This window comes from Micromonospora sp. WMMA1363, from assembly GCF_030345795.1.
Classification (GTDB): domain Bacteria; phylum Actinomycetota; class Actinomycetes; order Mycobacteriales; family Micromonosporaceae; genus Micromonospora.
Genome location: NZ_JAUALB010000001.1, coordinates 875,967 through 901,729 on the forward strand (window position 1 = coordinate 875,967; position 25,763 = coordinate 901,729).

Here is a 25,763-nt window from a genome sequence, read left to right on the forward strand (position 1 = left end):
GCGGGCGAACCATCGGCGCCGCGTGCCAGCGTCCCGTGCGGCGGCGGAGCGAAGCGGAGCGGCCGGATGAGCACCACCACCGCCGCGTCGGGTACGCCCGCCGCCGGCGCCGCCGGCGCCGCCGCCACCACGGTCGCCTCCCGGGTCCGCGCCCGTGCCCGCGCCACTCCCGACCGGGTGGCGATGCGGGAGAAGATCCGCGGGGTCTGGTCGGAGGTGACCTGGGCGTCCTACTGGGACACCGTGACGACGGTCGCGCACGGCCTGCTCTCCCTCGGCGTCCGGCCCGGCGACCGGGTGGCCGTGCTGGCGGAGAACCGGCGCGAGTGGCTCTGGACCGACGTGGCGGCCGTCGCCGTGCGCGCCGTCACCGTCGGGCTGTACCCGACGAACCCGGCCGGTGAGATCGGCTACCTGTTGGCCCACTCCGCTGCGCGGGTGCTCGTGGTCGAGGACCAGGAGCAGGTCGACAAGGTCCTCGACGTCCTGCACGACTGCCCGGACCTGAAGCACGTGGTGTACGTGGAGCCGCGCGGTGTCCGCAACCGCTACCGCCACGCCGCCCTGCTGCACTGGGACGACTTCCTGGCCCTCGGCGAAGCGCACCGCGTCGCGCACCCCGACGCGGTGCAGCGCTCGATGGCCGCCGCGACCGACACCGACCTGGCCACCCTGATCTACACCTCGGGCACCACCGGCCGCCCCAAGGGTGCCATGCTGACCAACGCCAACGTGGACTTCGCCGTGCGGACGGTCACCGACGGAGGCGGGCTGGCCGACCCGCCGCCCGGCCCGCACGACCTGATCCTGTCGTACCTGCCGCTGTGTCACGTCGCCGAGCGCATCTTCACCACCTGGAGCAACGCCGGCGCGGGCGTACAGGTCAACTTCGCGGAATCCATCGCCACCGTGCCGGCGAACCTGCGCGAGGTGCAGCCGACCCTGCTGTTCGGGGTGCCGCGCATCTGGGAGAAGATCCTCGCCACGGTCACCACCCGGATCTCCACCGCCGCGCCGCTCAAGCGGACCGTCGCCCGGTTCTGGTTGCGGGTCTCCGACCGGATCGGGGCCCGGCTCGTCGCCACCGGTGGGCGGCACACCCCGGCCACCCGGCTGGCGTACGCGGTCGGCTGGGTCTTCTGCTACCGCGCCCTGCGGGAACGGATCGGTATGCGGCGGGTCCGGTACGCCGCCTCCGGTGCCGCCCCGATCGCCCCCGAGGTGTTGCGCTTCTTCACGGGCATCGGCGTGCCGATGTACGAGGTGTACGGCATGACCGAGAACTCGGCCATCGCCACCGCCAACCACCCCGGGCGGGTGAGGCTGGGCACGGTCGGCGAGCCGCAGTCCGGTGTGGAACTGCGTGTCGACGAGGCGACCGGGGAGATCCTCACCCGCAGCGGCGGGGTCTTCGCCGGCTACCTCGACGACCCGGACGCCACGGCGGCGGTGCTGGAGTCGGACGGTTGGCTGCACACCGGCGACGTGGGGGAGTGGGTGGGCGGCACGCACGTGCGGATCACCGGCCGGGCCAAGGACATCATGATCACCGCTGGCGGCAAGAACATCGGCCCGGCCGGGATCGAGAACGAGTTGAAGGTTTCCCCGTACGTCAAGGAGGCGGTGCTCATCGGTGACCGGCGCCCGTACCTGGTCGCGCTGATCGGCGTCGAGCCCGACACGGTCGGCCAGTGGGCGCAGGCGCATCGCCTGCCGTACACCACCTACCGTGACCTGACCAGCAAGCCGGAGGTGGTCGAGCTGGTCCGGGCGGTCGTCGACGAGGTCAACCGCCGCCACCCGCCGGTCGAGCAGGTCAAGCGGTTCAGGCTGCTGCCCAAGGAACTCGACCAGGACGACGGCGAGCTGACCGCCACCCAGAAGGTGCGCCGGGAGGCCGTCACCCGGGCCTTCGCCGGGTTGGTCGACGAGCTGTACGCCCCGGGCGGTGACCGGTGACCGAGCTGATCGAGAGCGTGCTGCGCGGGCTCGGTACCGGCAGCGTCTACGCGCTGCTCGCGCTCGGCTTCGTCATCATCTACAAGGCCACCCGGGTGATCAGCTTCGCGCAGCCGGCGTTCATGCTCGCCGGCGTCGTCGCGGTCACCTACCTCACCCCGGCGGTCGGTTTCTGGGCCGCGGTGCCCCTCGCGGCGTTCGGCACCGCGCTGCTCGCGCTCGGGGTGGAACGCACCGCGGTCCGTCCGATGGTGGGCCGACCGGCGTTCGTGGTCGCCATCATCACCCTCGGCGTCGACGTGGCCGTCCGGGTGGTGGTCAACGCGTTCATCGGCCTGGACGTGCGGCACGTCGGCGACCCGTGGGGGCTGCGCACCGTCGCCCTCGGCCCGGTGGCGATGCAGCAGCGGCACCTCGCCGCGGTGGTCGCGGCGGTCCTGCTGGTCGCCGGGCTCTTCGCGTTCTTCCGGTTCACCCGCACCGGGCTGGCGATGCGCGCCGCCGCGCTGGACCAGGAGGCCGCGCTCGCCCACGGCGTCTCGGTGGGCGCGGTCTTCGCGGTCAGCTGGGCACTCGCCGGCGGGCTTGCCGCCGTCGCCGGCACCTTCGCCGCCGCCGGCGGCAGCGTGGACGGGGCGCTGTGGCTGATCGCGTTGACCGCCCTGCCCGTGATCATTCTCGGTGGGCTGGACTCGCTGCCCGGCGCGGTCATCGGCGGGCTCGCCGTCGGCGTCCTGCAGGAGTTCGTCGCCACGTACGCGAACGACGTCGCCTGGCTCGGCGGCAACGTCTCGGTCATCACCCCGTACCTGCTGATGCTGGTCGTGCTGCTGCTGCGCCCGTACGGGTTGTTCGGCACCCCGGAGGTGGAACGGGTATGACCAACTCCCGGCCGCGCGGCCGGCCGCTGCTGCGCACGTCGTACGACGAGGACCTGGCGTTGCTGGACACCCCGGCGAAGCGGTGGTGGACCGGTGCCGTGCTCACGCTGGCGGTCGGGCTGCCCTTCCTGCTCACCGACGACCTGCTGCAACTACTCGCGGTCTGCTGCGTCGCCGCGATCGGGGCGATCGGGCTCGGCCTGGTTACCGGGTACGCCGGGCAGGTCTCCCTGGGTCACGCCTTCTTCCTCGGCATCGGCGCGTACACCGCCGCGGCGCTCAGCGGCGACCCGGACGGGCGGGTGATCGGTTTCGGTGTCACCGACATCACGATCTGGCTGCCCGCCGCCGGTCTGGTCGCCGGCCTCGCCGGGGTACTCGTCGCGCCCCTCGCGACCCGGCTGCGTGGGCTCTACCTGGCCATCGTCACCCTCGGCCTGGTCTTCATCGGCCAGCACATCTTCAGCGGGTGGTCGTCGCTGACCGGCGGCGCCGGGGTCGGCCGACCGGCGGCCACCCTGGAATTCCTCGGGTGGCCCCTCGCCGTCACCGGCCCGGCCGGCACCCGCGACCAGAAGCTGTACTGGTTGATGCTGGGGCTGCTGTTGGTCTTCGCGCTCGCGGCAGGCAATCTGGCCCGCTCCCGGATCGGGCGGGCGTTCACCGCGATCCGTGACCGGGACATCGCCGCCGGGGTGATCGGGGTGAACCTGCCCCGCTACAAGACCATCGCTTTTGCCGTGTCGTCGTGTTACGCCGGGTGCGCCGGCGCGCTGCTCCACACGATCACCGGCTTCTTCGATCCCGGCTCGTTCAGCCTGCTGCTGTCCGTGCAGTACATCGCCATGGTGCTGATCGGCGGAGCGGGCACCGTCTCCGGCGCGATCGCCGGGGCGTTCTTCATCACCCTGCTGCCCCGGCTCACCCGGGAACTGCAGGCGTGGGTGCCCTTCGTCAGCAGCCAGCCGAACGAGGTGCCGAACGTCTTCCAGGTGGAGACGATCCTCTACGGCGTACTCATCATCGTCTTCCTCATCTTCGAACCACGCGGGCTGTTCGGCCTCTGGGTCCGGGCCCGCACCTACTGGAAGGCGTGGCCGTTCTCCTACTGACGTGAGCGAGGAAGCCATGGGAAGACCGATGTCGCGGATCGCCCTCGGGACGGCCGTGCTCCTGCTGGCCGGCACCCTCACCGCCTGCCGCGGCGGTGACACCTCCACCGACGCGTCCGGGCTGAGGACCGATGTGGGCGTGACCTCCGAACCGTGCCCGCAGCCGGTGGACCGGAACAAGGGCTGCATCTACCTCGGCATCATCTCCGACCTCACCGAGGGACCGTTCCGGGCGCTCGCGGTGCCGATCACCGACGCGCAGAAGGCGTTCTGGAAGCGGGTCAACACCGCCGGCGGGATCGGCGACTACGAGGTGGACGTCACCCGGTACGTGCGCGACAACAAGTACAACCCGCAGACCCACAACCAGGTCTACCAGGAGATCAAACCGGATGTGCTGGCGCTCGCGCAGAGCCTGGGCTCACCCACCACCAGTGCGATCCTCCGTGACATGACGGCGAACAACGTGATCGCCGCACCGGCGGCGTGGACGTCCGGGTACGCCTTCGAGGACGTCATCATCGAGTCCGGTGCCAACTACTGCATCGAGTCGATGAACGCCCTCGACTACGCGTGGGAGGCCTACCAACCGACGTCGGCGATGGCGGTGCACCTGGCCGGCGACTACGGCGACGACGCCGCCGCCGGGGTGAAACTCGCCGCCGAGGCCCTCGGGATGACCTTCACCGACGTCAAGACCGACTCGGGTGCCGACAAGCAGGCCGGCGCCATCCAGGCGATCCTCACCGGCGAGCCGGACGTGGTGGTGCTCACCACGGGCCCGGCCGACGCGGCCACCATCGTCGGGCAGGCCGTCGCGCGCGGCTACCCGGGGCGGTTCATCGGCACCAGCCCCACCTGGAATCCGGCACTGCTGCAGAGCCCGGCGGGGCCGGCGCTGGTGGCCCGCTTCGAGCAGACCGCGCCGTGGAACGCCTGGCCCACCGACACCCCCGGCCACCGGGCACTGCGGGAGGCGCTGCCCGGTGTCACCCCCAACGACGGCTACACCGCCGGCTGGGTGTGGTCGTATCCGATGAAGGCGGCCCTAAAGAAGGCCGTCGCCGACGGTGATCTCACCCGCGCCGGGCTGCTCAGGGCGGTCAAGTCCCTGACCAGGGTGGATTACGAGGGCATGCTGCCGGAGAACGCCGGCAACTATGCCGCCGGGCCGAACGACGCGGCGGTCCGGGTTACCGCGATCTACAAGCCGGACCGGGCGGCCCCGACCGGGGTGCGCCAGGTGCGGGACCTGTTCACCGGGCCGACCGCACAGGCGTACACCCTGGACCGGCCCTGCTACGAGAAGCTCTGAGCGGTTGTCGGGAGCGTCCCCGGAGTGTGCATCGGGGCTGACGGGACTCCTCGTCGCGTCGGGCTCGCTGCGGCCGGGACCGACGGCCCGGGAACGTGCCGCGCGACCGGGCGGTTCACGGTCGGGCGGTTCACGGTCGGTGAGCTGGGCGCGGCGCGACCAACCACCGGGGCGCCGCCGGTGAGCGGTCGAACCCGGGCGTCCCGTCCTACCCGGAGGCGGCGCGGTTGTGCCGGCTGTCCCAGGAGGAGCGGTTCCCACCTCCGGGGTCGCGCCGATTCCGTGTGGGGGAGATAGGAGGATCGTTCGGACTGCTGCCACCATGTGTGGTTACGGTATCGCAGAGGGTGACGTACCCCGCGATGCTGTGACGGGAGAGAGGACCCGACCATGCGCGTGCCCAGTCGAAGCCCGGGACAGCAGCCGGGGCCCACCGTCTCGTCCGCCACGCCGGCCCGGCGGCGTCCGCCCTCCGCACTGCCCCACCGGGCGCCGGCGGCCGCGCCGGACCTGGACGCGTACCGGGCCGCCGTGGCCGACCTGCTGGTCGAGGTCGGCGCGCTCGCGGGGGCCGCCAGCACCGCTGCCCGGCAGGTGCTGGTCGATCAGCGGCTGCGTGAACCCGCGATCGCGGCGGTCCTCGACGACACCCCGCAGGGCCTCATCGGTGCGCGCGAGACGCTGCTGCTGGAGATGGCCCGCTACCAGCCGAACGAGCGCAGCTCGGCCGCCGACCTGACCGCCCTGATCCGGATCTACCTACTGTCACGCGTCGACGTGATGTGGTGGCGGGACGAGCCAACCTTCCTCACCGACGAGCAGGTCAACGGCAGCCCGGAGCTGGTCGACCTGGAGTGGCTGCGCCGGCGCGACCTCCTGCGTTTCCGGTACCAGGAGCAACCGGCCACGCTGCTCGGCCGGGGGGTGCGGGCGGCGCGGCGGCGGCTGCTGCCGGCCGCCACCCCGCGTACGGCGGGCCTGCTGTTCCGCCGGGCCCGTCGGGAGGTCGTGGCACTGCTCAACGACGTCGGCCGGGAGTTCGCCGCCCGCACTCCGGCCGGCACGCCACCGTTGTGGGTGAACAGCCTGGTCCGCAGCGCCGAACACCAGCACCGGCTGCGCCGCCTCGGATACGCGGCGATGGTGCCCAGCGGTCACTGCCTGGGCTGGGCGGTGGACGTGGAGATGGCGTGGTTCGACCGGTTCGGTGTCCGGGACACCCTGGCCGAGCTGTTGCTCGCGCGGCAGCGGGCCGGCGAGGTCAACGTCGTCGACGAAGGACAGGCCTGGCACCTGTGTCTCGCGCCCGCGGCGCGTCGCCGGCTGCGCCGGGCGTACGAAGCCGAGATGGCGGTCTGAGCCGATGTGTGGCCTCGTGCTGAGCGCCGGCCCCGAGGCCGATCCGGCCATCTTCCGGCGCATGCTGGCCACCCTGGAATCGCGCGGTGAGGTGACCGAGACGCGGTACGAGAACGGCCTGCTCACCGGTGTTCGACGGCTGCGGGTCGTGGATCGGGACCGGGCGGTGCAGCCCTGGACCGATCACGACGAGCGGTTTGTGCTCTGTTACAACGGCGAGGTCTTCAACCATCACGAGCTGCGGGCTGAGCTGACCGCGCTCGGGCACCGCTTCCGCAGCGCGAGCGACACCGAGGTGGTGCTCGCCGCGTACCTGCGCTGGGGCGAGGAGATGGTCAGCAGGCTGCGCGGCGAGTACGCGTTCGCCATCGCGGACCGGGCCAGCGGCCGTGCGTACCTGGTGCGTGACCCGCTCGGGGTCAAGCCCCTGTACTGGGCCCGGACCCCGGGGTGCCTGCACGTGGCGAGCGAGGTCAAGGCACTGGTCGGCCTCGGTACGCCGATCCTCGAGGTGCCGCCCGGGCACCACGGCTGGGCGGACGCCGGCGCGCCGGTTCGGCTGCGCCCGTACGTCGACCTGCTCACTCTCGGCGACGAACTGCCGCCGGTGGACGACCCGGACGAGGCCGCCCAGCTCGTCCGTGCGGCCCTCACCGACAGTATCCGGACACGGGTGGACACCGACCTCACCGTCGGTGTGGTGCTGTCCGGTGGCCTGGACAGTTCGCTGACCCTGCTGCACGTCCGCGAGATGCACCCGGACTGCGTCGCCGTCACCGTCGGTGTGCCGGAGAGCCCCGACCTGGTGCACGCGCGGCGGCTGGCGCGTGACCTTGGCGTGCCGCACGAGGTGGTGGAGCTACGGCCGCGCGACATCCGACTGGCGGAGGTCCGGGAGGCGATCCGGATCTCCGAACTCACCGAGTATGGCGACATCATCAATGCGGTGGTGTCGGTGCCGCTCTTCCGGCGGCTGCGCGAGCTCGGCGTGAAGGTGGCGCTCACCGGCGACGGCTCGGACGAACTGTTCGGCGGATACCCCATGTACCACCAGGTCGGGCCGGCGGCGGCCCGCCGGCTCTTCCGGTACAAGCTGCGCAACCTCGGCCGCACGGAGTTGCAGCGCGTCGACCGGACGAGCATGGCCTACGGGGTGGAGGCGCGGGTCCCGTTCCTCGACCTGGGCGTGGTGGAGCTGGCGATGCGCCTTCCCGTCGGCCTGAAGATGCGCGAGGGCCAGGAGAAGTGGATTCTCCGCGAGGCGTTCGCGGACCTGCTGCCCGACTACATCCGGCGTCGGCCGAAGAACCCGATGTCGTACTCCTCCGGCCTGCACGAGCGCGCCCGGCTGTACAAGCCGTTGTTCGCCCGGCTGCATCGGTCCTTCCACTACAACCTGCTCGAACCGGTCCGCCGGGACTTCGACACCGTGCTCACCCGGTGCGGCAACGACCTGGACCGGGCGATCGCCGCCGGCCGGGCCCGGCCCGACTACACCATGCTGGAGCACGCCCGGGACCTGGTGGGCGCGGCGAAGTGGAATGCGGTGCCGATGGTGCGCCGGTTGGTCGGGCCACGCCGCTCCCGCGGGGACGCGCCGCTGCCCGGGTGACCGGGTCCCGATCCCGTGCGGGATCGGGCCCGGCGGGGTCGGCAGGGTCAGCCGCCCGGGTAGCGGGGTTGGGTTTGGACGTTCAGCTCGCGGTAGCGGACCAGGTTCGCCGTCCAGGTTCGCCGGTCGGTGAGCTTGAGGACGTCGAGCCCCTTCACGATGTCGTTGGAGTAGATGTAGCCGTTGTACCAGTACGCGGACCAGGAGCCGCCGCCGGTGAGGCGCTCCGCGTTCAGCGGGCCCCGCTCCCAGTACGCGATCTCCGTCGGATTGGCCGAGTCGGTGAAGTCCCAGACCGAGACGCCGCCCTGGTACCACGCCTGGACCATGATGTCCCGTCCGAACACCGGCACCAGCGAGCCGTTGTGCGCCACGCAGTTCTCCGTGTCGGCGTTGGCGCGCGGGATCTTGAAGTAGCTGCGGAAGGACATGGTCCGGGCGTCGCCACGCCCGCGGATGTCGTAGACCGCGTCGGCACCCCGGTTCGGCCCGACCGCCTCGTTGCAGGTGGCGGCCCCGCCGCCGCCCAGCTCGTCGGTGAAGACCACCTTGGTGCCGGCGTTGTTGAACGTGGCCGAGTGCCAGAACGCGAAGTTCTCCGTGTCCCGCACCCGATGGATGACCCGGGGCGCCTCCCGGTTCGAGATGTCCATCAGGATGCCGTCGCCCATGCAGGCGCCGGCGGCCAGGTTCTTCGACGGGTAGACGGTGATGTCGTGGCAGCCGCTGGTAGCCGACTTCTGCCCGGGCACCCCTGCGAAGCCGCCGTCGGGGAAGAGGTTCGGCACGGCCACCAGGGTCGCGTCCGTGGGGGAGCGCACCGGTACCTTGATGATGGAGATCGAGTCGTGCGGCGGGGGGCAGCCGACGTACGTGTCCGACGGGCCGTACGAGGAGACGTAAACGTACACCGTCTTGCGGTTCTTGCCCGGCACGAGCGTGTGGGTGTGCGAGCCGCAGGCGGTCTGCACGCTCTTGACGTACCGTGGGTTGGTCTTGTCGCTGATGTCGAAGATCTTGATGCCCTCCCACCGTGTCTCGCTCGACGGCACCGCGCTGCTGGCGCAGGAGTCGTCGCTACGGGGCGAGTCGGTGGAGAGGAAGAGCAGGTCCCCCTGGACGGAGATGTCGTTTTGCGACCCGGGGCACAGTACGCGTGACACGACGGTCGGCGCGGCCGGCTCGGAGATGTCGTAGATGACGAAGCCGTTGTAGTTGCCGGCGAACGCGTACCGGCCCTGGAAGGCGAGGTCACTGTTCGTGGCGTCGAGTGGGGCCTCCTTCGGCAGGTTGGCGACCTGCCTCAGGTTGGGGCTGCTCCGGATCTCGTCGACGCCCGGGATGGTGTCGACGGTGCCGGACGGGGTGGTCGCCACCCCGGCACTGCCCGGTGGGGCGGCGACCACGCTGGCGAGGAGGATGCCGGCCGTGGCCAGGCTGACGGTGCCGAGCCGGCGGGACCGCGGCGTGGGAAAACTGATCATCGGCGGCGCCCTTCGCAAGGGGATGATGATTGAACCTCTCCACCGTGACCGTCCGCGGGGTGCACCTCGTTCCTCACCTCCGGCGGTGGTGCAGCGAAAATCGAAGAGGTTCATTGGTTATATCCTACCGGTCACCTATGCTGGTCGATGTGACTCTGGTCATAGCTGGGAATCTTTTCGATATACATGTCGGTGTTGACCTCTACCGTCAGGGACTCGGACCACCTCAGCCGTCCGCCGTCGATGGGTGTGATCGCCACGACCTCGACCCCGCAGGGGGTGTCGGATGAGCGTGCGTGGCAGATGGGTGCTGGCCGTCGTCACAGCAGCGGCCCTACTGGTCGTGGCTGCCGCGCTACTTCGGCCAGGACCTGCTCCGGACAGGGCGTCACCTGCGCCGAGGGCCGCAACTGGATCAACTGGAATCGATGACATGTCGGTCATCGTGCCGGGCCGGCCGGGGGAGCCGGCCAGGGTCCGCCCCGCCGAGGAGGTGCGGAAGACCGCGTCACCAGACCACAACTCGCTGGACACCTGGTTCGTGCGGATGATGATCCCGCATCACGAGCAGGCCCTGGAGATGGCCGAGCTGGTCCCGTCCCGCGCCGCCGATCCGCGGGTGAAGGCTCTCGCCGAGCGGATCCGGGCCGGCCAGGGGCCGGAGATCGGGATGCTGCGGGCCTGGTTGCAGGCGCGGGCGTTGTCCGCCGAGGTCGCCGGCCACGACCACAGCACCATGCGGGGCATGCAGTCGCCCGAGGCGATGCGCCGGCTCGCCGACGCCCGGGGTGCCGGCTTCGACCGGCTCTTCGTGCAGATGATGAGTGACCACCACGCGGGCGCCGTCGAGATGTCCACCGACCTGCTGAAGGTGGGCGCGGAACCGCTGCTCCAGGAGTTCGCCAACTCCGTCGCCGTCGAGCAGAGCGTCGAGATCGACCGGATGTGGGAACTCCTCGACTCCTGAACCGCCCGGGCCGGCTCCGGCACCGCCACCCGCGAATCCGCCGGCAACGTACGCTGGGTGACCGTGAACCGGACGATCCTCGGCCGCCCGCTGCGCGGCGTCGCCTTCGACGTGTTCGTCTCCGGCGTCGTGGTGCTGCTCGCCCTCGCCGGCATGGCCGGCCAGCCCGGCGGCGGGGCGGCCACCCTGGTCGGTGTCGCGATGGCGGTGGCGCTGCTGTTCCGGCGCGCCCACCCGTCGGCTGTCGCCGCCCTGGTGGCGATGCTGGCCGAGGTGCAGGTGCTCGCCGGCTGGGGGCCGCTGGTGTACGACGTGGCCGTGCTCGTCGCGCTCTACAGCGTGGTCAAGTACGCTGAGCGGCTTCGCGACGGCGTGCTGGCCGGTGCCGTCGCCGGAATCGGCGCGGTGCAGGCAGCTCTCCAGACCGAGGGCCCCGAGTGGTGGGCCGCCGCCCTCTATTTCGGCCTGGTGACCGGTGCGGTCTGGCTGGTCGGGCTCAACGTGCGTACCCACCGGCGCTACGTGTTCAGCCTCGAGGAGCGCGCCGCGACCCTGGAGCGCGAGCGGGAGGCCGAGGCGCGGGCCGCCGTGGCGGGGGAGCGCGCCCGGATCGCCCGTGAGCTGCACGACGTCGTGGCACACAGCATAGCGGTCATGATCGTGCAGGCCGACGGTGCCCGCTTCACGATCGACCGGGATCCGGCGGCCGCCCGGGACGCCGTGAAGGTGGTGGCGGACACCGGTCGTCAGGCACTCGAGGAGATGCGTCGGCTGGTCGGGGTACTCCGCGAGCCGGACCCGCCGGAGCCGGCGTCGGCGCCTCGACCCGACGACGGCGGGGTGGCCGAGCCGGAACACCGGCGCCCCGCCCTGGCCGAACTGCCCGCGTTGCTGGACCGGTTCACCGAAGCCGGCCTGCGGGTGCGCTGGGCCGTCACGGGCGAGCCCTCGCTGCCGCCCGGCCTGGAGTTGACCGTCTACCGAGTGGTGCAGGAGGGGCTCACCAACGCCCTCAAACACGCCGGGGTCGGCGCGGCCGTCGAGGTCACCCTGGAACGCGACGCCGATGCCGTCTCGGTGTGCGTCGTCGACGACGGCCGGGGCCGGTCGCCGGTGCGACCGGCGCCGTCCGGCGGGCACGGCCTGGTCGGAATGCGGGAGCGGGTGGGGGTATATGACGGTCGGTTCACCGCCGGCCCCCGACTCGCCGGCGGCTGGCAGGTCCAGGTGCGGCTGCCGCTGCCGTCGACCGAGGCGGTGGCGGCGTGACCGTCCGCGTGGTGATCGTCGACGACCAGGCACTGGTCCGGGCGGGCTTCCGGATGGTGCTGGACTCCCAGCCCGACCTGGCGGTGGTCGGCGAGGCCGTCGACGGCGCCGACGCACTGCGCGTGCTGGCGCGTGTCGAGGCCGATGTCGTGGTGATGGACCTTCGGATGCCCACCATGGACGGCGTGGAGGCCACCCGTCGGCTGTGCGCCGGCCGGCCGCCCGGTCCACCGCGCGTGCTCGTGCTGACCACCTTCGACACCGAGGCGGATGCCTTCGCCGCGCTTCGGTCCGGTGCCAGTGGGTTCCTGCTCAAGAACGTGCCCCCCGAGGAACTGCTCACCGCGATCCGGGTGGTCGCCCAGGGCGACTCGGTGGTGGCGCCCTCGATCACCCGCCGCCTGCTCGACCGGTTCGCCGACCGGCTCGGACCCGGCCCCGCGGAGGACCCGCGTCTCGGACAGCTGACCGATCGGGAACGGGAGGTCCTGCTGCTGGTGGCGCAGGGACTGTCCAACGCCGAGATCGCCGACCAGATGCACGTGGCCGAGGCGACGGTGAAGACCCACGTCGGGCGGATCCTGGCCAAGCTCCAGCTCCGGGACCGCGTCCAGGCGGTGGTGCTGGCGTACGAGAGCGGGCTCGTCACCCCCGGCGGCTGACCCGGCGTACGCCTCAGGTCGTACCGGCCGGTCCCGGCACCCCACCCCGGGACGCACCGGGATCGAGCGTGCGGGCGGACGCCACCAGCGCGGTGCACCCCATAGCGTCGGAGCCGTCCGGTTCCGACCTCCACGGGGAGCACGCATGCCCGTCGCACCTCCCGCGCACGCCACCGCCGGTGTCGCGGTCACCGTCCGCGGCCTGTCCCGCCGCCACGGCGCCGGCCCGGCCGCGGTCGTCGCTCTCGACTCCGTCGACGTCGACGTCGCCGCCGTGTTCACCACCATCATGGGCGGCCCGTCCGGCTCCGGCACCCCGACGCCGTTGCACTGCCTCGCCGGCCTCGACGTGGTCATGATGACCCGTGATCAGGTCGGCGCGAGCGACGCCGACCGGGGGACGTTCCTCGACGGCCGGCTCGTCACGGAACCGACCGACCTCACCGGCGAGCGGGCGCTCGACACCCTCGCCGGCTTCGACCCGGCCCGCCAGGTGGGAGGCTGACTCGATGATTCGGCTGACCCTGCGTTCGCTGCGGACGGAGGCGCTACGCCTGCTGCTGTCCGCCCTCGCCGTGGTACTGGGCGTCGCGTTCGTCGCCGGGACGCTGATGTTCGTGGACGGCATGCGGGCCGGCACCTACGACCGGGCGGGCAGCTTCGACCGGTACACCGACCTCGGCGTGTACCCGGCCGACCGGGAGGTGCTGCCCACGTCACTCGTCGGGCGGGTCCGCGGTGTCCCCGGTGTCGCCGCCGCCGAGGGGGAACTGCTCGGCTCCGGCGGGGTCGTCGGCACCGACGACCGGCCGGTGCTCGGCTATGCCGTGCTCGCCGCCGTTCCCACCGACCCGGCGCTGCGCTCGTACGACGTGGTCGCCGGTCGACTGCCGGACCGCCCCGGCGAGGTCGTTCTCGACGCGCCCACCGTGGCCGAGCAGGGCTTCACCCTCGGCGCCCAGGTCCGCGTCGGTGGCGCGGGGGGTGCCGCCCGCCCGTACACCCTGGTCGGCACCGTCGACGTGGCTGGCACTTCACGCGATGTCGGCGGCCCGTTCATCGGCCTGGTCGGCGCGGACGCCCTCGCCGTGACCGGCCGGCGCGGCTACGACCGGATCCTGGTCGCCGCCGAGCCCGGGGTCGACGGGGCCGGCCTGACGGACGGGGTGGCCGTGGCCGTGGGCACCGGGGCGACCGTGAAGGCACGGGCGCGCATCCTCGATGAGGCGGTCGACGACGCAGTCCGCGATCTGGAGCAGTTCAACCTGGTGCTGCTCGCCTTCGCCGGGGTGGCGCTGGTGGTGTCCGGGTTCGTCATCGCGAATACATTCGCGATCGTCCTGGCCCAGCGGACCCGCCGGACCGCGCTGCTGCGGCTGGTCGGGGCCACCCGCGGGCAGCTGTTCCGGGCCGCGCTGCTGGAGTCCGCGGTGGTCGGGCTGGCCGCCTCGGCGGCCGGGGTGCTGCTCGGGGTGGGACTGGCAGGTGGCCTGAACCGGCTGATGTCCTGGCTGGATGCGCCCGTCCCCGGCCGGCTGACCGTCACCGCGTCCACCGTGCTGGCCGGCCTGCTGGTGGGCGCGGCGGTCACGGTGGGCGCCGCCCTCATGCCGGCATGGCGGGGAACCCGGGTGGCGCCGGTGGAGGCCCTGACCGACGCGGCCGTACGGCCCGGACGCCGGGCCGGCCGGCTCCGGCTGGCCGCCGGCGCGGTGGTCCTCGCCGCCGGGATCGCGGCGCTGGTCGGTGCCGCGCCGGCGGTCCAGGTGCTGCTGGTCGCGGTCGGCGGAGTGCTCGGCTTCTTCGGCATCGTCCTGTTCGGCCCGGTGCTGGTTCCCGCCCTGGTTCGGGTGTTCGGCGTACCGGTCCGGCGGTTACTCGGGGTGACCGGTAGCCTCGCGGTCACCAACGCGGTGCGCAACCCCCGCCGGATCGCGGCGACCACGACCGCGCTGGTGATCGGCATCGGACTGGTGTCCGCCTTCGTGGTCGGCGGGCACAGCACGAAGGCGGGCATCGAGCGCACCGTAGACGCCGAGATCGGGGTGGACTGGCTGGTCACCGGGATCGGCGGTCCGCTGCCCGCCCTGGTCACGGCCGAGCTGCGGACACGGCCGGAGCTCGCGGTCGTCCACGAACAGCGCAGCACGGTGTGGTCAGGGATGGAGATCCGGGCTGCGCACCCCGCGCTGGTGGGCCGGATCCTGACCGGTGTGCGCGACGGCGACCCGGACCGGTTCGGGCCGGGTTCGGTGCTCGTCGGCCGAGAACTCGCCGAGGAGCGGGGGTGGACCGCCGGCAGCACGGTCACCGTGCGGGACCGGCCGCTGCGGGTGGCGGCGGTGGTCACCGCTGACGGACCGGCGGTCGCGGAGGGCACGGTGCCCGCCGGCCACGTGGTCCAGCTGGTTGAGGCGGACTTCACCGCCCTTTTCCCAGACGAGCGCGGCGTCCTCGCCGAGATCGACCCGGCCGAGGGCGTCACCGCGGCGCGGGCCCGCGCGGCGATCGAGGCGGTGGTCGCCCACTACCCGACGGTGACCCTGATGGACCAGGGCGCGTACAAGCGGATGCTCACCGGCACGGTGGACATGCTGCTCGCCATCGTGACCGGGCTGCTCCTCCTGGCCGTGGTGATCGCGCTGGTCGGGGTCGCCAACACACTGACCCTGTCGGTCGTCGAGCGGACCCGGGAGAACGCCGTACTACGGGCGGTGGGCCTGACCAGGGGACGGATGCGGGCGGTACTCGCCGTCGAGGCGATGCTGACCGCGCTGGTGGGCGCGGTGCTCGGGGTGGCGCTCGGTACGGCGGTGAGCGCTGCCGCGATGGCTCTGCTGGCCCGGATCGGCGGGGATTTCGCGGTGGTGCTGCCGTTGGGCCGGCTCGGTCTGATCCTCGGCGTGGCGGTGGCCGCTGCGGTGGCCGCCTCGGTGCTGCCGGCCCGTCGGGCGCTGTCCCGGCCGGTGGTGGAGGCACTCGGCGCGTCATGAGCCGGGCGTGGCGGTCAGACGCCCGGCTTGTTGGCCGGCTCGGTGGTGGTAGCCGTCGGGTCCGGGGGCGGCGGTGTGGTGGTGGTCGCCCCCGGGTCTGGGGTGGTGGGCTTGGGACTGGGTGTCGGCGGGGTGGTCGTCGGGGGCGCGGTGGTCGACTGCTCGGGGGTGGGGCTCGGCGGCTCCGAGGGCGTCTGGCTCGCCGACGGCGACGGACGGCTGGTTGATCCGGTGGTCCGGTAGGACCGCTGCGGCGCGATGCTGGTCTCCTGCGGCACCACCACCGGCACGGCCGCGCCATCGGTGTCGTCGGTCGGCACGGTCGCCTCGGACACCCTGACCGCCGGCGCATCCGCCGCCCCGCTCGTTCCGAGCGCCGCCGCGAGGCCGGCCAGCCCCACCAGCACGGCGGCGGCGGCGCCGACCAGCGGCGCGCGCCCACGCCGGCGGCCCGCGGTGGCCGGCGAGTCCGTCCGGGTGGCCGGGCCGGCGGAGCGCAGCGCCGCCGGCGCTGCCGTGAGCATCAGCGCGGTCGCTGCCGACGGGTCGGACAGGGCGGACTGCGCCGCCTCGGCCATCGCCGCTCCACTGCTGAACCGGGACGCCGGGTCCTTCGCCAGGGCGCGGGCGACCAGCGCCCGCACCGCCTCGGGGATGTCGTGGGGCAGCTCCGGAGGTTCGTCGTCCAGGTGCCGGACGGCGACCTGGAGCGGATTGTCGCCGGTGAACGGCGGGGCGCCGCTGAGGCAGCAGTACGCCACGGCGCCCAGCGCGTAGATGTCGGTGGCGCCCGAGACGGGTCGCCCTGCGGCCTGCTCGGGTGCCATGTACAGTGCGGTGCCCGGCACCGCGTTGGTGCTGGTGATGCTCGTCACGTTGGTCGACCGGGCGACCCCGAAGTCGACCAGCACGACGCTGCCGTTCTCCTGCACCAGCAGGTTGCTCGGCTTGACGTCGCGATGCACGATGCCGCCCCGGTGCGCGGCGTGCAGCGCCTGCGCCACCTGCGCGACGATCGACATCGTCTCGGCCACGTCGATCCGGCCGGCGACCTCGATCCGCCGGGACAGCGGCTCGCCGTGGACGAACTCCATGACCAGGAAGTCGGCGCGGCCGCCATCGGCGAGTCGGTCCTCGCCGTAGTCGAAGACCTGGACGATGCCCGGGTGCCGCAGGGCGGCCATGATCCGCGCCTCCGAGCGGAAGCGGGCGGTGAAGTCGGGGTCGGACACGAGCGCGGGCAGCAGGACCTTGACCGCCACCGGCCGGCCGAGGACCAGGTCGGTGCCCCGCCAGACGTCACCCATGCCGCCGGTGGCGACACGTTCGTCCAGCCGGTACCGACTGCTGAGCACGACCCCCGGAGACAACACGGTACTACCGTACCCAGCGTGGGCGAGGTCGGCTCGTCGCGACCGGGCCGCGACGAGCGCCCCGACGTCGATCGCATCGCAGCCGGTGGGTTTTCGACACCGGACGGCTGTCACCGGATGGGCACGGATCGTGACATGATTCGTCCGTCTGGGCCGTACGCTGGGCGAATGCCCTCTCCTGTGCTGATCGGTGCTCGTTGAAGCATCGCCGGGGCGACGACGTGTTGCGGCGATGCGTCGTCCGAGACACTTGATTATTCTCACTCTTTCCCGAGCCAGACCGACGCGGGCCGCCGGCCCGGTGGGGACTCGGGTGCCGGTGCCGGTGCCGGCACGGGGCGGGTCGGTTACCCGTCCGTTGTCCGCGGCCGCGGCGTGCGGTGCTGGGTCGCCCGCGGCTGCGGCGTGCGGTGCTGGGTCGCCCGCGGCCGACGCCGACACCTCGGCGACACGCTGAACATCACTCGCGTTCGCCCCGGCCGCGCCGAGTTCGTCTGGTAGACAGAAGGAGGTCGCCCAGCGGGCACCCGCCGATGTCGGTGGGTCACGCTACGGTGACACGGACCGGACGTCGGCGCGGCGAAGGGGGCGGAACCTGTGGTGACGTCTCCCGAGGTTGACCGGTCCGACATCCTCTCCTCGTCCGCCGCCGCGGTGGGGCATCTCGCCCGGATCTGCTTCAAGACCGGCCCACCCCGACACACGGGGGTCGAGCTCGAATGGACGGTGCACGACGCCGTCGATCCCGCCCGCCCGGTCGATGTCGGGCGACTGCGGGCAGCGCTCGGGCCGCACTGCCCCCGCACCCTGGACAGCACGAGCCCCGCCCAGCAGCTCCGGCACGGCAGCTCCGTGACCGTCGAGCCGGGCGGGCAGGTGGAGATCTCCACCCCGCCGCGCACCTCGCTCGCTGCGCTCGTCCCCGCGACGGATGCCGACATCACGCAGCTCGCGGCGCTTCTCGAAGCCACCGGTCTCGTACTTGGCCGCGGCGGCATCGATCCGCACCGGCCCCCGAACTCCGTCATCCAGACCCCGCGCTACCGCGCGATGCGTCGCGTCTTCGACCGGCGTGGTCCCGCCGGACGCACGATGATGTACAGCACCGCCGGGCTCCAGGTCTGCCTGGACGCCGGTGAAGCCCACCAACTCGCCGACCGGTGGGCCGCGGTGCACGCGATCGGCCCGCTCCTGGTCGCCGCCTTCGCCACCGCCGGCCGGCACGCCGGGCGGCCCACCGGATGGGCGTCGGCCCGGATGGCCGCCTGGCTCGCCATCGACCCGGCGCGTACCCGTCCGGTCTGGACTCCCGAACACGGCGACGCGGACCCGGTCGCCAGCTGGACCGCCTACGTCCTCGCCGCCCCGCTGCTCTGCCTGCGTACCGACGGGCCGGACTGGACGCCGCCGGCGGGCGTCACGTTCGCCGACTGGCTCGCCGGCGCGCTGCCCCAGCCACCCACCACCGACGACCTCGACTATCACGTGAGCACGCTCTTCCCGCCGGTACGCCCGCGCGGCTACCTGGAGGTGCGCTACCTCGACGCGCAACCCGGCCGCGGGTGGTCGGTGCCGGTGGCGGTGGTCGCCGCCCTGTTGGCCGACCCTGACACGGCCCGTGCGGCTCGGGCGGTCGCCGGTCGGCAGGCCCACCGATGGTCCGCGGCGGCCCGCCACGGACTGCACGACCCGGGCCTCGCGACCGCCGCCGCCGACCTGTTCGACCTGGCGTTGGCCGCGCTGCCCCGGCTGGGGTTCCCGGCGGCGCTGCACGACGAGATCGACCGAGACGTCCGGCGGCGGCGCACCGTCGCGGGGAGGAGGAAGCCGTGACGGAGACGATGGCCGACCGGCGAAACGATGAGGACCTGCGTGGCCGGATCGCGGCGGAGCTGGACCGCACCCGCGCCCGCACGGCCGCGTTGACCGACGCGGTCGGCGACGAGGATCTGGTGCGGCAGCACTCGCCCCTGATGTCCCCGCTGGTGTGGGATCTCGCCCATGTCGGCAACCAGGAGGAGCTGTGGCTGGTGCGGGACGTCGGCGGGCGGGAGGCGGTCCGTCGGGACATCGACGACCTGTACGACGCGTTCAAACAGCCCCGCCGGGACCGCCCGTCCCTGCCGCTGCTGCCACCGCCCGAGGCGCGCGCCTACGTGGCGACCGTGCGGGACAAGGTGTACGACCTGCTCGACCGGGTTGCCTTCACGGACCGGCCACTGGTCACCGACGGGTTCGCCTTCGGCATGATCGTCCAGCACGAGCAGCAGCATGACGAGACCATGCTCGCCACCCACCAGCTGCGCTCCGGCCCGGCGGTGCTGGACGCCCCACCACCGCCCGAACCCCGGGCCCGGGTCGGCGGGGAGGTGCTGGTTCCGGCCGGCGAGTTCACCATGGGCACCGACACCGACCCGTGGGCGCTGGACAACGAACGGCCCGCGCACCGGGTGCGCCTGCCGGCGTACGCCATCGACGCGGCGCCGGTCACCAACGGCGCGTACGCCGCGTTCATCGCCGACGGCGGCTACGACGACCCCGGCTGGTGGAGCCCCGCCGGGTGGGCGCACCGACAGCAGGCGGGGCTGACCGCTCCGCTGCACTGGCGCCGCGACGGCGACGGCTGGGCCTACCATCGCTTCGGCCGTTGGGCGCGGGTGCGTGACGACGAACCGGTGGTGCACGTCTGCTGGTACGAGGCGGCGGCGTATGCCACCTGGGCCGGCAAGCGGCTGCCCACCGAGGCGGAGTGGGAGAAGGCCGCCCGCTGGGATCCGGCGACCGGCCGCTCCCGGCGCTACCCCTGGGGCGACGAGGACCCGACGCCCGACCACGCCAACCTGGGCCAGCGTCACCTGTGGCCGGCGCCGGTCGGCGCGTACCCGGCCGGCGCGTCTCCGCTCGGCGTCCACCAGCTCATGGGCGACGTCTGGGAGTGGACCTCGACCACCTTCCGGGGCCACCCCGGCTTCACCGCCTTCCCGTACCGGGAGTACTCGGAGGTCTTCTTCGGCGACGACTACCGGGTGCTGCGCGGCGGCTCGTTCGGCACCGACCGGGCCGCCTGCCGAGGCACCTTCCGCAACTGGGACTATCCGATCCGGCGGCAGATCTTCAGCGGGTTCCGCTGCGCCCGGGACGCCGCACCGGGCGAGGCCCCCGGCGTGAGGACCGTCTGATGTGCCGCCACCTCGCCTATCTCGGGCCGCCGGTGACCCTGCGGGAGCTGCTGTTCGACCCGCCGTACTCCCTGGTGCGTCAGTCCTGGTCGCCGCGCGACATGCGCGGCGGCGGGACGATCAACGCCGACGGCTTCGGTGTCGGCTGGTATCCGAGCGGAGGCGCACCGGTCTGCTACCGGCGGGCCCAGCCGATCTGGAGCGATCCCACTATCGCGCAGCTCGCCGACGTCACGTCCGCCGGCGCGGTTCTCGCGGCGGTGCGATCGGCGACGGTCGGCATGGCGGTGCTCGACTCCGCCGCCGCGCCGTTCGCCGAGGGGCGGTGGCTGTTCAGCCACAACGGGGTGGTGGGCGGCTGGCCCGACAGCGTGGTCCCGCTTGCCGGCGCACTGCCGGTACGCGACCTGCTCACCCTCGACGCCGCCACCGACTCGGCGCTGCTGTGGGCGTTGGTCCGGCACCGGCTGCGGGCCGGGGTCAAACCGGCCCGTGCCGTCGCCGAGACGGTCACCGCAGTCGCCGGAGCCGCCCCGGGGTCGCGGCTGAACCTGCTGCTCACCGACGGCCGCACGGCGGTGGCGAGCGTGGCTGGGCACGCGCTGTCGATCCGCACGACGCCGGCCTCGGTGCTGCTGGCGTCCGAGCCGCACGACGATGATCCCGGCTGGCAGGCGGTGCCGGACGGGCAACTGGTGGAGGCCACCGACACCGGGGTGCGGATCCGCGCCCTGGCGGAGGTGTGACCGCCGGCGCTGACACCTCGACCAGGAAGGGCAAACATGAGCGCGGAGCCGTTGGAGATCCACCTCGAAGAGCAGGACCTGGGACGCAGCCTGCGGGCCGACGTCCGCACCGGGCTGGCCGCCGAGGAGAAGTGGTTACCGCCGAAGTGGTTCTACGATGCTCGGGGCAGCCAGCTCTTCGAGGAGATCACCCGGCTGCCGGAGTACTACCCGACCCGCGCCGAGCGTGCGGTGCTCGCCGAGCGGGCCGGCGACATCGCCGCCGTGACCGGGGCCAAGACGTTGATCGAGCTGGGCTCGGGCTCGTCGGAGAAGACGCGGCTGCTGCTGGACGCGTTTACCCGGCACGGGGACCTGGGCACGTTCGTGCCGCTGGACGTGTCGGTGAGTGCCCTGCGGCAGTCCACCGCCGAGATCGCCGCCGACTACCCGGGCCTTCGGGTCCGTGGCATCGTCGGCGACTTCACCCGGCACCTCGGCCGGCTGCCCGCCGGTGGCCGGCGGCTCGTGGTGTTCCTCGGCGGCACGCTCGGCAACCTGTTGCCGGCCGAGCGCGCGGACTTCCTGACCGCGATGCGCGCGGCCCTCGAACCGGGGGACTGGCTGCTTGTCGGCACCGATCTGGTCAAGGATCCGGCGGTGATCGTCCCGGCGTACGACGACGCGGCCGGGGTGACCGCCGAGTTCAACCGCAACGTGCTGCGGGTGATCAACCGCGAGTTGGGTGCCGAGTTCGATCCGGCGGCCTTCGCTCACGTCGCGCGCTGGTACCCCGAGCGGGAGTGGCTCGAGATGCGGCTGCGGGCGCTGCGGCCGATGCGCGTCCAGGTCCTCGACCTCGACGTGCCGTTCGCCGCTGGCGAGGAGCTGCGAACCGAGGTCTCGGCGAAGTTCCGGCCCGAGGGGATCGCGGCGGAGCTCGCCGCCGCCGGCTTCGACGCCCACAGATTCTGGACCGATTCCGAGGACCTTTTCGGCGTCACTCTCGCCCGGGTCGACTGACCGCGACGGATCCTGGTGGGCCAGCCAGCTCGGCACCCGCCTCGCACCGTCCCGACGCGGGTGTCCCACCATGCCGCGGGCCGGGAGGAACGTTCACGAGCCGCCGTCGACGGTGGGCGGTGGAAGCGGGCGTTCCGGGTGGCTGATCTCTTGAGCGGGCCTGACGAGCCCAACGAGTGACGGGTTCGCCGGTGGCGCGACCGGCGCCACCGGCGTCCCGGCCGCTCAGCCTTCGCGGTGCTGGTAGACGTCCGGCACTCCGTCGTGGTCGGCATCCATCCGTTCCGTCTCCGCGATGCGCCGGTAGGCGGCGTTGCGGCGGACCAGGACGACGGTGGCGAGCAAGGCTGAGACCACCGATCCGCTCAGCACGGCAGCCTTGACGTTGTCGTCGGCGGCGCTACCGGTGCCGAAGGCCAGCTCGCCGATGAGGAGCGACACGGTGAATCCGATGCCGGCCAGCAGGGCGACACCGAGCAGGTCCGACCAGGTGATGTCCCGATCCAGCTCGGCTCGGGTGAACCGAGCCAACAGGAACGTCGAACCCAGGATCCCGATCATCTTGCCGAGTACCAGGCCGGCGACGACCCCGATGACGATCGGGTCGGTGACCACCGCTGCCAGGTCGGCGGTGCGCAGGGACACCCCGGCGGCGAAGAACGCGAAGACCGGGACGGCGAAGCCCGCGGAGACCGGCCGCAAGCGGTGCTCCAGGTGCTCGGCGAGCCCGTGCCGGTCACCCTCCTTGCCGTGCAGCACCGGCACGGTGAAGCCGAGCAGTACGCCGGCGACCGTGGCGTGGACCCCCGAGGCGTGCACCAGCGTCCAGGCAACCGCGGCGAGTGGGATGAGGGCCCACCACCAGGTCCGGCGGCGCTGCACCAGAAACCCGAAGACCGCGATCGGCACCAGGGCACCGAGCAGGGGGAGCAGGCTGAAGTTGTCGGTGTAGAAGACGGCGATGATCGTGATGGCGAAGAGGTCGTCGACGACGGCGAGGGTGAGGAGGAAGGCCCGCAGCCCTTGCGGCAGGTGGGAGCCGATCACGGCCAGCACTGCGAGGGCGAAGGCGATGTCGGTCGCGGTGGGAATGGCCCAGCCCCGCAGGCTGTCGCCTCCCGCGGTGAGATTGACCGCGACGTAGATGAGGGCGGGCATGGCCATCCCGCCGACCGCGGCGATCACCGGCAGGGCGGCCCGGCGTGGGTCCCGTAGCTCGCCGGCGACGAACTCCCGCTTGAGTTCCAGGCCGACCACGAAGAAGAAGATGGCCAGCAGGCCGTCCGCGGCCCACTTCGCGAGCGTCAGGTCCAGGTGCAGCGCCGAACCGCCGGGCCAGGGCACCCACTTGGTGAGGGCGGTGTAGGCGTCTCCCCACGGCGAGTTGGCCCAGACCAGCGCCGCTATCGCGCCGAACAGCAACAGGCCGCCGCCGACGGTCTCGGTCCGTAGCACGTCGGCCAGGAACCGGGCCTCGGGCCAGGAGGTACGCGAGAACAGGCGGTGGGAGCGGCCGTGGTGCGGAGTGCGGGGTGCGGTCATACGCGGGGTCCATCCCGGGGTGTCGAGAGCAGCAGGAATCGAGCGCCGACCAGGCTTCCCGGCACACCACTACGACCCTATCCAGCCCGGCCGGGGGCCGCGAGCGGAGACGACGTGACTCTCGTCCCCGCCCTTCCGTTTGTCAGGTGGGGAATGTGCTCCCAGCCGATCAGTAAAAAAGACATAACTACGGACATTTCATGCATGGGGACGCTTTAATAGTTCCACGCGATTAAGACGACCTTGGGGGTTTTCGTGAATTTCTTTGGCGTTACCGGCTTGATACGGAGGCGCGCCTGATGGACCTGTACCGCCACCTTCGCCTGGTGCGCCGGCACTGGTGGATCGTCCTCCTCACGCTCGTGATCGCGCTGGGCGTCACCGCCCTGGTCACCGTCCGGGCCCAACCCCGGTACGTCGCCTCGGTGACCTTCTTCGTCACCACGCCGAGCCAGGGGGTAACCGACGCCTACCAGGGCGGACTGTTCCTCCAGCAGCGGGTGAAGTCGTACGCGGAACTGCTGACCAGCGACCGCCTCGCGCAGAGCGTGGCGGCGGACGACGCGGTCGGGCTCACCGCGGAGCAGGTCCAGAGCCGGGTCAGCACCGCCGCCGAGGCCGGGACCGTCCTGCTGCGCGCCTCGGTCACCGACACCGACCAGACACGTGCGCTGCGGGTCACCGAGGCGCTGTCGGCCAGGTTCGTCGAACTGGTGCAGAATGTCGAGACCAAGCCGGACGGCACCGCCGGACCGATCAAGATCGAGGTGGTCAGCGGGCCGCGGGTCAGCCCGGCACCGGTCTCCCCGCAGCCGACCCGCAACCTCACGGTCGGCGCGCTGATCGGCCTGCTCGCCGGCATCGGTCTGGCGATCCTGCGTGGGCTGGTCGACGTCCGGCTCCGTGACGCCGTCGGCCTCCAGCGCACCACCGGCAGCCCGCTGCTCGGTGAGATTCCGTTCGAAGGCGCCGCGAAGGCGTCCCCGCTGATCGTCGGCGAGGCGGCCACCTCCGCGCGGGCCGAGGCGGTGCGGAAGCTGCGGACCAACCTGCGCTTCGTCGACGTGCACGAGCCGGCCCGGGTCATCGCCGTCACCAGCGCGCTACAGGGCGAGGGCAAGACGACGCTCTCCTGCAACCTCGCCATCTCCCTGGCCGAGGCCGGCTGGCGGGTGCTGCTGGTCGACGCCGACCTGCGCCGCCCGAAGGTCGGAGAGTACCTCGGGCTGGACAACGGCATCGGGCTCACCGACGTGCTGGTCGGCGACGTGCAGGTCGGCGACGTCGTCCAGCGCTGGGGGGACAAGTCGCTGCTGGTGCTCCCGAGCGGTTCGGCACCGCCCAATCCGAGCGAACTGCTCGGCTCGAAGGCCATGGCGGACCTGCTGCTCGCGCTGCGCGAGTCGGCCGACATCGTCATCATCGACACCGCGCCGCTGCTCGCCGTCACCGACGGCGTGGTGGTGGCCGTCCAAGCCGACGGCGCGCTGCTCGTGACCCAGCAGGGCCGGACCTCCCGCTCGCAGGTGGCCAACGCCGCCCGGTCGCTGCACTCGGTCTCGGTGCGGCTGCTCGGCTGTGTCCTCAACATGGCCAAGGTGCCCAAGGCTGAGGCCTACCAGTACGAGGCCTACCGGGTGGTTGCCGGTGAGCGGCCCGCCGTGGTGTCCGAGCAGGTCTCGACCCCCCGGCACGCCGCGCCCGCCGGTCCGGGGGCGGTCAGCGACCGTACTCAGGAACTCACCCGGCTGACCCGATGAGCGCCGCGAGGGGTCGCAGCGACCGTTGGATCTCCTCGGCGCAGCGGCGGAAGTCCGTGGCTCTGCCGCCGATCGGATCCCGCAGGTCATCCGTGCCCGGGGCGGCTGGTTGCAGCTGTCCCCGGGCGCGGACCGCGGCCCGCACCGCCGCCCGCAGCGGGTCGTCGCCGACCGCCCCCGGAGCCGGCTCCGCCGCGGCGGCGAGCCGGCCGAACTGGCGCAGCGTGAACGTCCGGTGCAGCGCGACCGGCGCGAGGGCGGTGCACACCGAACGCTGGCGCCGGGTCGCGGTCAGCACCAGCGTCGCGCCGAGCAGGTACTCGCGGCGCAGCCGGCGGCTGCGGAACCCGGCCGGGTCCACCCCGGTGCCAGCCGCGACCGCCGCCGCGTACGGGTGCATGGCCAGGTCGTCGACGGCGTCGGTGCCGGCGCTGGCCACCTCGATCGGCCGGTCGGCCAGCAGCCGGCGGGCGAGATACTCGGCCATTGGTGACCGGCACAGGTTGGCGTGGCAGACGAACAGGACCCGGTCGACCATCAGGACCCCT

Annotated in this window: 20 protein-coding genes; 16 read left to right on the forward strand and 4 right to left on the reverse strand. The window is 72.6% G+C overall.

Going from position 1 to position 25,763, the window contains the following annotated elements; all coding sequences use genetic code 11:
* The first annotated feature begins 66 nt into the window (after positions 1-66).
* The 6 genes from QTQ03_RS04025 to QTQ03_RS04050 all read left to right on the forward strand — a co-directional run bounded on the left by QTQ03_RS04025 (position 67) and on the right by QTQ03_RS04050 (position 8,238).
* Positions 67-1,959 (forward strand): AMP-dependent synthetase/ligase, encoded by a 1,893-nt coding sequence (locus tag QTQ03_RS04025; protein ID WP_289276776.1) that lies wholly within the window; start codon positions 67-69, stop codon positions 1,957-1,959.
* Positions 1,956-2,840: a branched-chain amino acid ABC transporter permease gene (locus tag QTQ03_RS04030; protein ID WP_289276777.1), complete on the forward strand. Its 885-nt coding sequence runs from the start codon at positions 1,956-1,958 to the stop codon at positions 2,838-2,840. Before QTQ03_RS04025 ends, QTQ03_RS04030 begins: the two co-directional genes overlap by 4 nt.
* Positions 2,837-3,952: a branched-chain amino acid ABC transporter permease gene (locus QTQ03_RS04035; RefSeq protein ID WP_289276778.1), complete on the forward strand. Its 1,116-nt coding sequence runs from the start codon at positions 2,837-2,839 to the stop codon at positions 3,950-3,952. The genes QTQ03_RS04030 and QTQ03_RS04035 overlap by 4 nt, the downstream gene beginning before the upstream one ends.
* Position 3,953: 1 nt before the next feature.
* Entirely contained in the window at positions 3,954-5,267 is a 1,314-nt protein-coding gene (locus tag QTQ03_RS04040) for an ABC transporter substrate-binding protein (protein WP_289276779.1), read from the forward strand.
* A 390-nt stretch (positions 5,268-5,657) separates the two neighbouring features.
* Complete coding sequence (locus tag QTQ03_RS04045) at positions 5,658-6,626, forward strand: DUF5715 family protein (RefSeq protein WP_289276780.1); 969 nt, start codon at positions 5,658-5,660, stop codon at positions 6,624-6,626.
* Between the two features lie 4 nt (positions 6,627-6,630).
* Entirely contained in the window at positions 6,631-8,238 is a 1,608-nt protein-coding gene (locus tag QTQ03_RS04050) for an asparagine synthetase B family protein (protein ID WP_289276781.1), read from the forward strand.
* 47 nt (positions 8,239-8,285) lie between these two features.
* Here QTQ03_RS04050 and QTQ03_RS04055 read toward each other — a convergent pair whose 3' ends face one another.
* Positions 8,286-9,722 (reverse strand): LVIVD repeat-containing protein, encoded by a 1,437-nt coding sequence (locus QTQ03_RS04055; RefSeq protein ID WP_289276782.1) that lies wholly within the window; start codon positions 9,720-9,722, stop codon positions 8,286-8,288.
* Between the two features lie 286 nt (positions 9,723-10,008).
* Between QTQ03_RS04055 and QTQ03_RS04060 the strand changes: the two genes are divergently transcribed.
* The 5 genes from QTQ03_RS04060 (at position 10,009) to QTQ03_RS04080 (ending at position 15,613) form a co-directional block, all read left to right on the forward strand.
* Entirely contained in the window at positions 10,009-10,689 is a 681-nt protein-coding gene (locus tag QTQ03_RS04060) for a DUF305 domain-containing protein (protein ID WP_289276783.1), read from the forward strand.
* 57 nt (positions 10,690-10,746) lie between these two features.
* Positions 10,747-11,958, forward strand: a complete 1,212-nt coding sequence (locus tag QTQ03_RS04065) for a sensor histidine kinase (RefSeq protein WP_289276784.1) — start codon at positions 10,747-10,749, stop codon at positions 11,956-11,958.
* Positions 11,955-12,620, forward strand: a complete 666-nt coding sequence (locus QTQ03_RS04070; RefSeq protein WP_289276785.1) for a response regulator — start codon at positions 11,955-11,957, stop codon at positions 12,618-12,620. The genes QTQ03_RS04065 and QTQ03_RS04070 overlap by 4 nt, the downstream gene beginning before the upstream one ends.
* Positions 12,621-12,765: 145 nt before the next feature.
* Positions 12,766-13,125 carry an ATP-binding cassette domain-containing protein gene (locus QTQ03_RS04075; protein WP_289276786.1) on the forward strand — a complete coding sequence of 120 codons (360 nt, stop codon included), beginning with the start codon at positions 12,766-12,768 and terminating at the stop codon, positions 13,123-13,125.
* 4 nt (positions 13,126-13,129) lie between these two features.
* Positions 13,130-15,613, forward strand: a complete 2,484-nt coding sequence (locus tag QTQ03_RS04080; RefSeq protein WP_289276787.1) for an ABC transporter permease — start codon at positions 13,130-13,132, stop codon at positions 15,611-15,613.
* 14 nt (positions 15,614-15,627) lie between these two features.
* Here QTQ03_RS04080 and QTQ03_RS04085 read toward each other — a convergent pair whose 3' ends face one another.
* The gene (locus tag QTQ03_RS04085) at positions 15,628-16,986 is read right to left on the reverse strand and encodes a serine/threonine-protein kinase (protein ID WP_289276788.1); all 1,359 of its coding nucleotides are present in this window, start codon (positions 16,984-16,986) and stop codon (positions 15,628-15,630) included.
* A 597-nt stretch (positions 16,987-17,583) separates the two neighbouring features.
* On the opposite strand from QTQ03_RS04085, the gene egtA reads away from it, so the two are divergent.
* The 4 genes from egtA to egtD are packed head-to-tail and all read left to right on the forward strand — an operon-like array spanning position 17,584 to position 21,913.
* Positions 17,584-18,819: an ergothioneine biosynthesis glutamate--cysteine ligase EgtA gene (gene egtA / locus QTQ03_RS04090; protein ID WP_289276789.1), complete on the forward strand. Its 1,236-nt coding sequence runs from the start codon at positions 17,584-17,586 to the stop codon at positions 18,817-18,819.
* Positions 18,816-20,165 carry an ergothioneine biosynthesis protein EgtB gene (gene egtB / locus QTQ03_RS04095; protein WP_289276790.1) on the forward strand — a complete coding sequence of 450 codons (1,350 nt, stop codon included), beginning with the start codon at positions 18,816-18,818 and terminating at the stop codon, positions 20,163-20,165. Before egtA ends, egtB begins: the two co-directional genes overlap by 4 nt.
* Positions 20,165-20,911 carry an ergothioneine biosynthesis protein EgtC gene (egtC, locus tag QTQ03_RS04100; protein WP_289276791.1) on the forward strand — a complete coding sequence of 249 codons (747 nt, stop codon included), beginning with the start codon at positions 20,165-20,167 and terminating at the stop codon, positions 20,909-20,911. Before egtB ends, egtC begins: the two co-directional genes overlap by 1 nt.
* 36 nt (positions 20,912-20,947) lie before the next feature.
* Positions 20,948-21,913, forward strand: coding sequence for an L-histidine N(alpha)-methyltransferase (gene egtD / locus QTQ03_RS04105; RefSeq protein ID WP_289276792.1), 966 nt, complete (start codon positions 20,948-20,950; stop codon positions 21,911-21,913).
* 225 nt (positions 21,914-22,138) lie between these two features.
* Here the strand turns inward: egtD and nhaA are convergent, their stop codons facing one another.
* On the reverse strand, positions 22,139-23,455 hold the full coding sequence (nhaA, locus tag QTQ03_RS04110; RefSeq protein WP_289276793.1) for a Na+/H+ antiporter NhaA: 1,317 nt from the start codon (positions 23,453-23,455) through the stop codon (positions 22,139-22,141).
* A gap of 299 nt (positions 23,456-23,754) precedes the next feature.
* On the opposite strand from nhaA, the gene QTQ03_RS04115 reads away from it, so the two are divergent.
* Positions 23,755-25,215: a tyrosine-protein kinase domain-containing protein gene (locus QTQ03_RS04115; RefSeq protein ID WP_289276794.1), complete on the forward strand. Its 1,461-nt coding sequence runs from the start codon at positions 23,755-23,757 to the stop codon at positions 25,213-25,215.
* Here the strand turns inward: QTQ03_RS04115 and QTQ03_RS04120 are convergent.
* Positions 25,196-25,753: an arsenate reductase/protein-tyrosine-phosphatase family protein gene (locus QTQ03_RS04120; protein WP_289276795.1), complete on the reverse strand. Its 558-nt coding sequence runs from the start codon at positions 25,751-25,753 to the stop codon at positions 25,196-25,198. The genes QTQ03_RS04115 and QTQ03_RS04120 overlap by 20 nt on opposite strands.
* Positions 25,754-25,763: the final 10 nt, after the last annotated feature.

Bases quoted from the DNA above. Each gene is read 5' to 3' on its own strand.
- QTQ03_RS04025 (WP_289276776.1), top strand. From the start codon at position 67: ATGAGCACCACCACCGCCGCGTCGGGTACGCCCGCCGCCGGCGCCGCC.
- QTQ03_RS04115 (WP_289276794.1), top strand. From the start codon at position 23,755: ATGGACCTGTACCGCCACCTTCGCCTGGTGCGCCGGCACTGGTGGATC.
- QTQ03_RS04120 (WP_289276795.1), bottom strand. From the start codon at position 25,753: ATGGTCGACCGGGTCCTGTTCGTCTGCCACGCCAACCTGTGCCGGTCA.
- egtC (WP_289276791.1), top strand. From the start codon at position 20,165: ATGTGCCGCCACCTCGCCTATCTCGGGCCGCCGGTGACCCTGCGGGAG.
- QTQ03_RS04060 (WP_289276783.1), top strand. From the start codon at position 10,009: ATGAGCGTGCGTGGCAGATGGGTGCTGGCCGTCGTCACAGCAGCGGCC.
- QTQ03_RS04080 (WP_289276787.1), top strand. From the start codon at position 13,130: ATGATTCGGCTGACCCTGCGTTCGCTGCGGACGGAGGCGCTACGCCTG.
- QTQ03_RS04075 (WP_289276786.1), top strand. From the start codon at position 12,766: ATGCCCGTCGCACCTCCCGCGCACGCCACCGCCGGTGTCGCGGTCACC.
- nhaA (WP_289276793.1), bottom strand. From the start codon at position 23,455: ATGACCGCACCCCGCACTCCGCACCACGGCCGCTCCCACCGCCTGTTC.
- QTQ03_RS04045 (WP_289276780.1), top strand. From the start codon at position 5,658: ATGCGCGTGCCCAGTCGAAGCCCGGGACAGCAGCCGGGGCCCACCGTC.
- QTQ03_RS04050 (WP_289276781.1), top strand. From the start codon at position 6,631: ATGTGTGGCCTCGTGCTGAGCGCCGGCCCCGAGGCCGATCCGGCCATC.
- QTQ03_RS04055 (WP_289276782.1), bottom strand. From the start codon at position 9,722: ATGATCAGTTTTCCCACGCCGCGGTCCCGCCGGCTCGGCACCGTCAGC.
- egtD (WP_289276792.1), top strand. From the start codon at position 20,948: ATGAGCGCGGAGCCGTTGGAGATCCACCTCGAAGAGCAGGACCTGGGA.
- QTQ03_RS04035 (WP_289276778.1), top strand. From the start codon at position 2,837: ATGACCAACTCCCGGCCGCGCGGCCGGCCGCTGCTGCGCACGTCGTAC.